Origin of the sequence: Streptomyces thermoviolaceus (assembly GCF_045209695.1) — a bacterium.
Taxonomy (GTDB): Bacteria; Actinomycetota; Actinomycetes; order Streptomycetales; family Streptomycetaceae; genus Streptomyces; species Streptomyces thermoviolaceus.
In genome coordinates this window covers 1,394,001-1,400,000 of sequence record NZ_CP109280.1, presented here as the reverse complement: position 1 = coordinate 1,400,000, position 6,000 = coordinate 1,394,001, and the positions used below count along the sequence as shown (strand labels likewise).

Annotated in this window: 1 protein-coding gene, 1 tRNA gene and 2 rRNA genes (1 of these 4 cut by a window edge); 3 read left to right on the top strand and 1 reads right to left on the bottom strand. The window is 66.2% G+C overall.

The annotated features are described in order from the left end of the window. The 3 genes from OG899_RS06085 to OG899_RS06075 all read left to right on the top strand — a co-directional run. A 23S ribosomal RNA gene (locus OG899_RS06085) occupies window positions 1–2,106 on the top strand (it extends 1,019 nt beyond the left edge of the window). A gap of 75 nt (window positions 2,107–2,181) precedes the next feature. Continuing rightward, window positions 2,182–2,298: ribosomal RNA gene (rrf, locus tag OG899_RS06080) — 5S ribosomal RNA — on the top strand. Between the two features lie 534 nt (window positions 2,299–2,832). Beyond that, window positions 2,833–2,905, top strand: a tRNA-Thr gene (locus OG899_RS06075). Between the two features lie 116 nt (window positions 2,906–3,021). Here the strand turns inward: OG899_RS06075 and OG899_RS06070 are convergent. After that, the gene (locus OG899_RS06070) at window positions 3,022–5,757 is read right to left on the bottom strand and encodes a SpoIIE family protein phosphatase (RefSeq protein WP_168130794.1); all 2,736 of its coding nucleotides are present in this window, start codon (window positions 5,755–5,757) and stop codon (window positions 3,022–3,024) included. Window positions 5,758–6,000 lie beyond the last annotated feature (243 nt).

The following is a 6,000-nucleotide window of genomic DNA, read 5'->3' as shown; positions in this document are numbered from 1 at the left end:
ATGCCGGTAAGTGAGAGCGCGGCAGTGAGACTGTGGGGGATAAGCTCCATGGTCGAGAGGGAAACAGCCCAGAGCATCGACTAAGGCCCCTAAGCGTGCGCTAAGTGGGAAAGGATGTGGAGTCGCAGAGACAACCAGGAGGTTGGCTTAGAAGCAGCCATCCTTGAAAGAGTGCGTAATAGCTCACTGGTCTAGTGATTCCGCGCCGACAATGTAGCGGGGCTCAAGCGTACCGCCGAAGTCGTGTCAATCCAGCGTGAAGCCTTAACGGGTGCTGGGTTGGGTAGGGGAGCGTCGTCTGCCGGGTGAAGCAGCCGTGGAAGCGAGTTGTGGACGGTTGACGAGTGAGAATGCAGGCATGAGTAGCGATTCACACGTGAGAAACGTGTGCGCCGATTGACCAAGGGTTCCTGGGTCAAGCTGATCTGCCCAGGGTAAGTCGGGACCTAAGGCGAGGCCGACAGGCGTAGTCGATGGATAACCGGTTGATATTCCGGTACCCGCTGTGAAGCGCCCGACATCGAATCCAGTGATGCTAAGCCCGTGAAGCCGCCCGTTGTCGTCTTTGACGTCAGTGGGAGTGGTGGAGCCGGTGGCCCGAGCTGGTAGTAGGTGAGTGATGGGGTGACGCAGGAAGGTAGTCCATCCCGGGCGGTGGTTGTCCCGGGGTAAGGGTGTAGGACGGTGTGTAGGTAAATCCGCATGCCATTGAGTCTGAGACCTGATGCCGAGCCGATTGTGGTGAAGTGGATGATCCTATGCTGTCGAGAAAAGCCTCTAGCGAGTTTCATGGCGGCCCGTACCCTAAACCGACTCAGGTGGTCAGGTAGAGAATACCGAGGCGTTCGGGTGAACTATGGTTAAGGAACTCGGCAAAATGCCCCCGTAACTTCGGGAGAAGGGGGGCCAGTCCTGGTGGTGGGCCTTGCGCTCGGAGCTGGGGTTGGCCGCAGAGACCAGCGAGAAGCGACTGTTTACTAAAAACACAGGTCCGTGCGAAGCCGTAAGGCGATGTATACGGACTGACGCCTGCCCGGTGCTGGAACGTTAAGGGGACCGGTTAGCTGGCTTTCGGGTCGGCGAAGCTGAGAACTTAAGCGCCAGTAAACGGCGGTGGTAACTATAACCATCCTAAGGTAGCGAAATTCCTTGTCGGGTAAGTTCCGACCTGCACGAATGGCGTAACGACTTCTCGACTGTCTCAACCATAGGCCCGGTGAAATTGCACTACGAGTAAAGATGCTCGTTTCGCGCAGCAGGACGGAAAGACCCCGGGACCTTTACTACAGTTTGATATTGGTGTTCGGTTCGGCTTGTGTAGGATAGCTGGGAGACTGTGAAGCCTGGACGCCAGTTCGGGTGGAGTCGTCGTTGAAATACCAGTCTGGTCGTGCTGGATGTCTAACCTGGGTCCGTGATCCGGATCAGGGACAGTGTCTGATGGGTAGTTTAACTGGGGCGGTTGCCTCCTAAAGGGTAACGGAGGCGCCCAAAGGTTCCCTCAGCCTGGTTGGCAATCAGGTGTTGAGTGTAAGTGCACAAGGGAGCTTGACTGTGAGACCGACGGGTCGAGCAGGGACGAAAGTCGGGACTAGTGATCCGGCGGTGGCTTGTGGAAGCGCCGTCGCTCAACGGATAAAAGGTACCCCGGGGATAACAGGCTGATCTTCCCCAAGAGTCCATATCGACGGGATGGTTTGGCACCTCGATGTCGGCTCGTCGCATCCTGGGGCTGGAGTCGGTCCCAAGGGTTGGGCTGTTCGCCCATTAAAGCGGTACGCGAGCTGGGTTTAGAACGTCGTGAGACAGTTCGGTCCCTATCCGCTGTGCGCGTAGGAGTCTTGAGAAGGGCTGTCCCTAGTACGAGAGGACCGGGACGGACGAACCTCTGGTGTGCCAGTTGTTCTGCCAAGGGCATGGCTGGTTGGCTACGTTCGGGAGGGATAACCGCTGAAAGCATCTAAGCGGGAAGCCTGCTTCGAGATGAGGGCTCCCACCCACTTGATGGGGTAAGGCTCCCAGTAGATGACTGGGTTGATAGGCCGGATCTGGAAGCCAGGTGACTGGTGGAGGTGACCGGTACTAATAGGCCGAGGGCTTGTCCTCAGGTGCTCGCGTTCACTGTGTTGGTTCTGAAGCAATGAACAGCTGATGGCTGGTTGGTTGATTGTTTCATAGTGTTTCGGTGGTCATAGCGTAGGGGAAACGCCCGGTTACATTCCGAACCCGGAAGCTAAGCCTTACAGCGCCGATGGTACTGCAGGGGGGACTCTGTGGGAGAGTAGGACGCCGCCGGACTAATCGTTGAAGAGTTGGGCCCGGAACTTCGGTTCCGGGCCCAACTCTTTTTTGTTGTACGTCGACTGACGACGGGTGCCCGGACCGTGCGGCCGTCCGAGGAGGACGAGGGTGTGGCCCACTGCGTACAACCGGGGCATCGCGGAATCGGAGCTGTCGCGCACTGCGGCGCAACAGCGCAGGCGACGCGGCAATTGCGTTTGAGGGCTTGTCGTCGAGTGGGTGGGTGTTGGAGAGCTTGTGCTGCTTCCAGACGCTTCAGGCGCCGCTGTACCGGCTGTTGGAGGCCCGTCGGTGCTGGTCCCCGGGGCCCCTGCCGGGCATGGTCGTACGGACGCCGTAGGGGGCTGAGGCAGGAAGGCGCCGGCCGGCCAACCCTTCGGTGCCGTAAGGGGATCGGCGGCCGGACGGGGAGATGCAGCAGAGCGTCTTGGCGGGCGGTGGGCTCGGTGCACCGACGGCGTTTGGGAGCACGGCCGAGTTCGGGGTATGATCTATTCAGTCGCCGCGAGGGAAACCCCGCCGAGGTGACAGGCCCCTATAGCTCAGTCGGCAGAGCGTCTCCATGGTAAGGAGAAGGTCAACGGTTCGATTCCGTTTGGGGGCTCGAGCAAAAAGACCCCGCCGTAACGGCGGGGTCTTTTTCGTCTGCTGTTGTGTCAGGCCGTCGGCGGCCGGTGAGCCCGGCGCGGAATCCGGCCGCGAACCGGGCGCCTGCCGGGCCTAGTTCTCCGGGACCCGCATCGCCAGGATCGCCATGTCGTCGGACGGCGCGTCCTGGGCGAAACGCTCCACCGCCCGCATGATGCGTGCGGCCACCGCGCCGGCCGTCAGACCCGTGCACGTGGTCAGCACGTCCGCGAGGCCGTCGTCGCCCAGCATGCGCGTGCCCTCGCGGCGTTCGGTGACGCCGTCCGTGACGCACAGCAGGACGTCTCCCGGATCCAGGACGACGGTCTGCTCGTACAGTTCCAGGTCCTCGATGACGCCCAGCAGCGGCTGCGGCTCGGCGGCCGGTTCGACCGTGCCGTCCTGGCGCAGGCGCAGCGGCAGCGGATGGCCGGCGCAGACCACCTTCAGCTCGGCGCTGCCGTTCTCCTGGGGCCGCAACTCGCCGTACAGCAGGGTGAGAAAGCGGCTGCGGGCGCCCTCGTCGAGGATCGCGGAGTTCAGGCGCTGCAGGACCGACGGGCCGTCGTAGCCCTCGCGGGCCAGCAGACGCAGGGCGTGCCGGGCCAGGCCGGTGACGGCCGCGGCCTCCGGGCCCGTGCCGCACACGTCGCCGATCGCGAAGCCGTAGGCGCCGTCACGGATGGGGAACAGGTCGTAGAAGTCGCCGCCGACCTCGTTGCCTTCGCCGGCCGCGCGGTAGATGACGTCGACCTCCACCCCGTCGATCTGCGGCAGGCCCGGCGGGAGCAGGCTGCGCTGCAGCGACTGGCTGATGGCTGTGCGTTCCGAGTACAGCCGGGCGTTGTCCAGGGCGAGGGCGGCGCGGCGGCTGAGGTCCTCGGCGAGTTCCAGGATCTCCTGGCGGAAGTGCTCGTCGGTGGGCTTGCCGAGGGTCAGCATGCCGATGACGCGGTTGCGGGCGACCAGTGGCAGCACCACCGTCTCGCCGCCGACCGCGGCGGCCGTGGCGAGGGTGGGGCCGATGGACGTGCCGACCTGGTGGTGGGAGTCGCCGAGGCCGAGGCTGCGCATGGAGGAGCGCAGCGCGGCCTGGTGGGCGGCCTCGCCGGGGGCGGTCCACACCCGGGCGCCCGGGGTGGGCACCGGGTCCGGCGGCGGGATCTTCGACAGCAGGGACTTGATGCCGTCGATGAGTTCCTCGTCCTCGTGCAGGACGTAGGACAGAAACGGTTCGGAGGCCTGGTCGGCGATGGTGTAGACGGCGCACCAGGTGGCCAGCGTCGGCACGGTCATCTGTGCCATGAGGGCGAGCGTCTGGTCGCGGTCCAGGGTGCCGGCCAGCAGGTCGGAGGCCTCGACGAGGAAACTGAGGGAGCCGCGGCGCAGCCGCTCCAGCTCGCCCAGCCGGGCCGACTCGACGGCCAGCGCGATGCGGTCCGCGGCGAACTGCAGGCGCAGCGCCTCCTCGTTGGAGTATCTGCCGGGTGCTTCGGCGGCCACGCCGAGCGAACCGGTCAGGCGGCCCTCGACCTTCAGCGGAACGGTGACGAGGGACCGCATGCCGGTGCCGCGGAGCAGGGGAACGGCGCCGGGCACGGCCGTGAGGTCGTCGTGGACGGCCGGCATGCGGGCCGAGCCGTAGCGGCCGGGACCGGCCTCGACGGGGACACGGGCGAAGCGCTGGCGGGCGGACGGCAGACCGGTGGTGGCGCGGACCTCCAGCTCGGTCTCGTCGTCGGTGGCCAGCAGCAGGAAGGCGGCGTCGCCGTCGAGCATGTCGCGGGCCCGTTCGACGGTGCGCTGCAGGAGGGTGTCGAGATCATCGGGGGCGGGAGAGCCGATGAAGACCTCGAAGGGGTCGGCGGTGGCGCTGTCGGAGGAGGTGCCCGTGTCGCCGGTGGCGCGCAACGGGGTCTGCAGCACGGCTCGTTCGTGGTCGCGGACGAGCAGGCACACCGTGGAGGGCTCGCCGCTGGTGTCGCGGACGCGCAGATGCGAGCCGTAGACGGGGATGACGCGGCCGTGGACGCCGCGGATGCCGTAACTGCCCTCCCAGCGGGAGAGTTGGAGCGCCTCGGCGATGCCGGTGCCGGTGCCCGGGGTGTGCGGCCAGGCGGCGAGGTCGGTCAGCGGCTTGCCGACGACCTGGTCGGCGGCGTAGCCGAAGAGGGCCTCCGCGTCCTCGTTCCAGGCGGTGACGGTGCCGTTGCGGTCGACCTGGACGACGGCGACGCGGACCCGTCCCTCGGTCGCCGGGAGGAGTTCGGTGGGCAGGACCGGGCCGGCGGAGCGGGTGCCGACGGGGCGTTCGGGCAGGTCCAGTTGGAACCAGACGGTCTTGTGCGTCGGGGTGTACTCCACGCCCCAGCGGCCGGCGAGGGCCGCGCACAGCTGCAGGCCGCGGCCGCCTTCCTGATCGGGACTGCCCATGGTGACCGGGGCGCTCTGCACGGGGACCTCGCGCTCCGGGTAGCGGTCGGAGACCTCGATGCGCACCCCGTGGTCGCTGCGCAGGCAGACCACCTCGGCGGCGGTTCCGGCGTGGACGACGGCGTTGGTGACCAGTTCGCTGGTGAGGACCACCGCGTCGTCGACGACGTCGGCGAAGCCCCACCCGTGGAGGGTGTCGCGGACGAAGGACCGGGCGGTCGCGACGGATCGCCCGAGGGGCTCGAAGCTGGCGGCCGCGCGCGCGGTGATCACAGAACTCCTCGTCCGGTTGTCGACGTCCCCGTGCGGGCCGAGCGGCGCGTGGTGCTGCGCGGACAGCGGCGCACCGGACGCCCGAGGCTGCAGGGGCTGTCCCCCGATCACTCCGGTGGTCATAGTGTGCGGCTGCCCTCCGATGCCCGCTCGTACCTGTGCCACCGCCCAGGCCGGACGGACCGGCGTGGCTGGACAGCCGCATGCAAGGTTACTTACCTTCGCCGTCCGTGCGGATGCCGGTCATCGGTGTTTTCGCCCGGAGGGCGTGCGGACGGTGTGCGAAGCTGCCGAACTGTTATGGCCTGGTTCGGCGGGGGTGAAACACTGGGCAGGCTTGTAGTGACGGTGTGAACGGGCGGAGTG

Bases quoted from the DNA above. Each gene is read 5' to 3' on its own strand.
- OG899_RS06070 (WP_168130794.1), bottom strand. From the start codon at position 5,757: ATGACCACCGGAGTGATCGGGGGACAGCCCCTGCAGCCTCGGGCGTCC.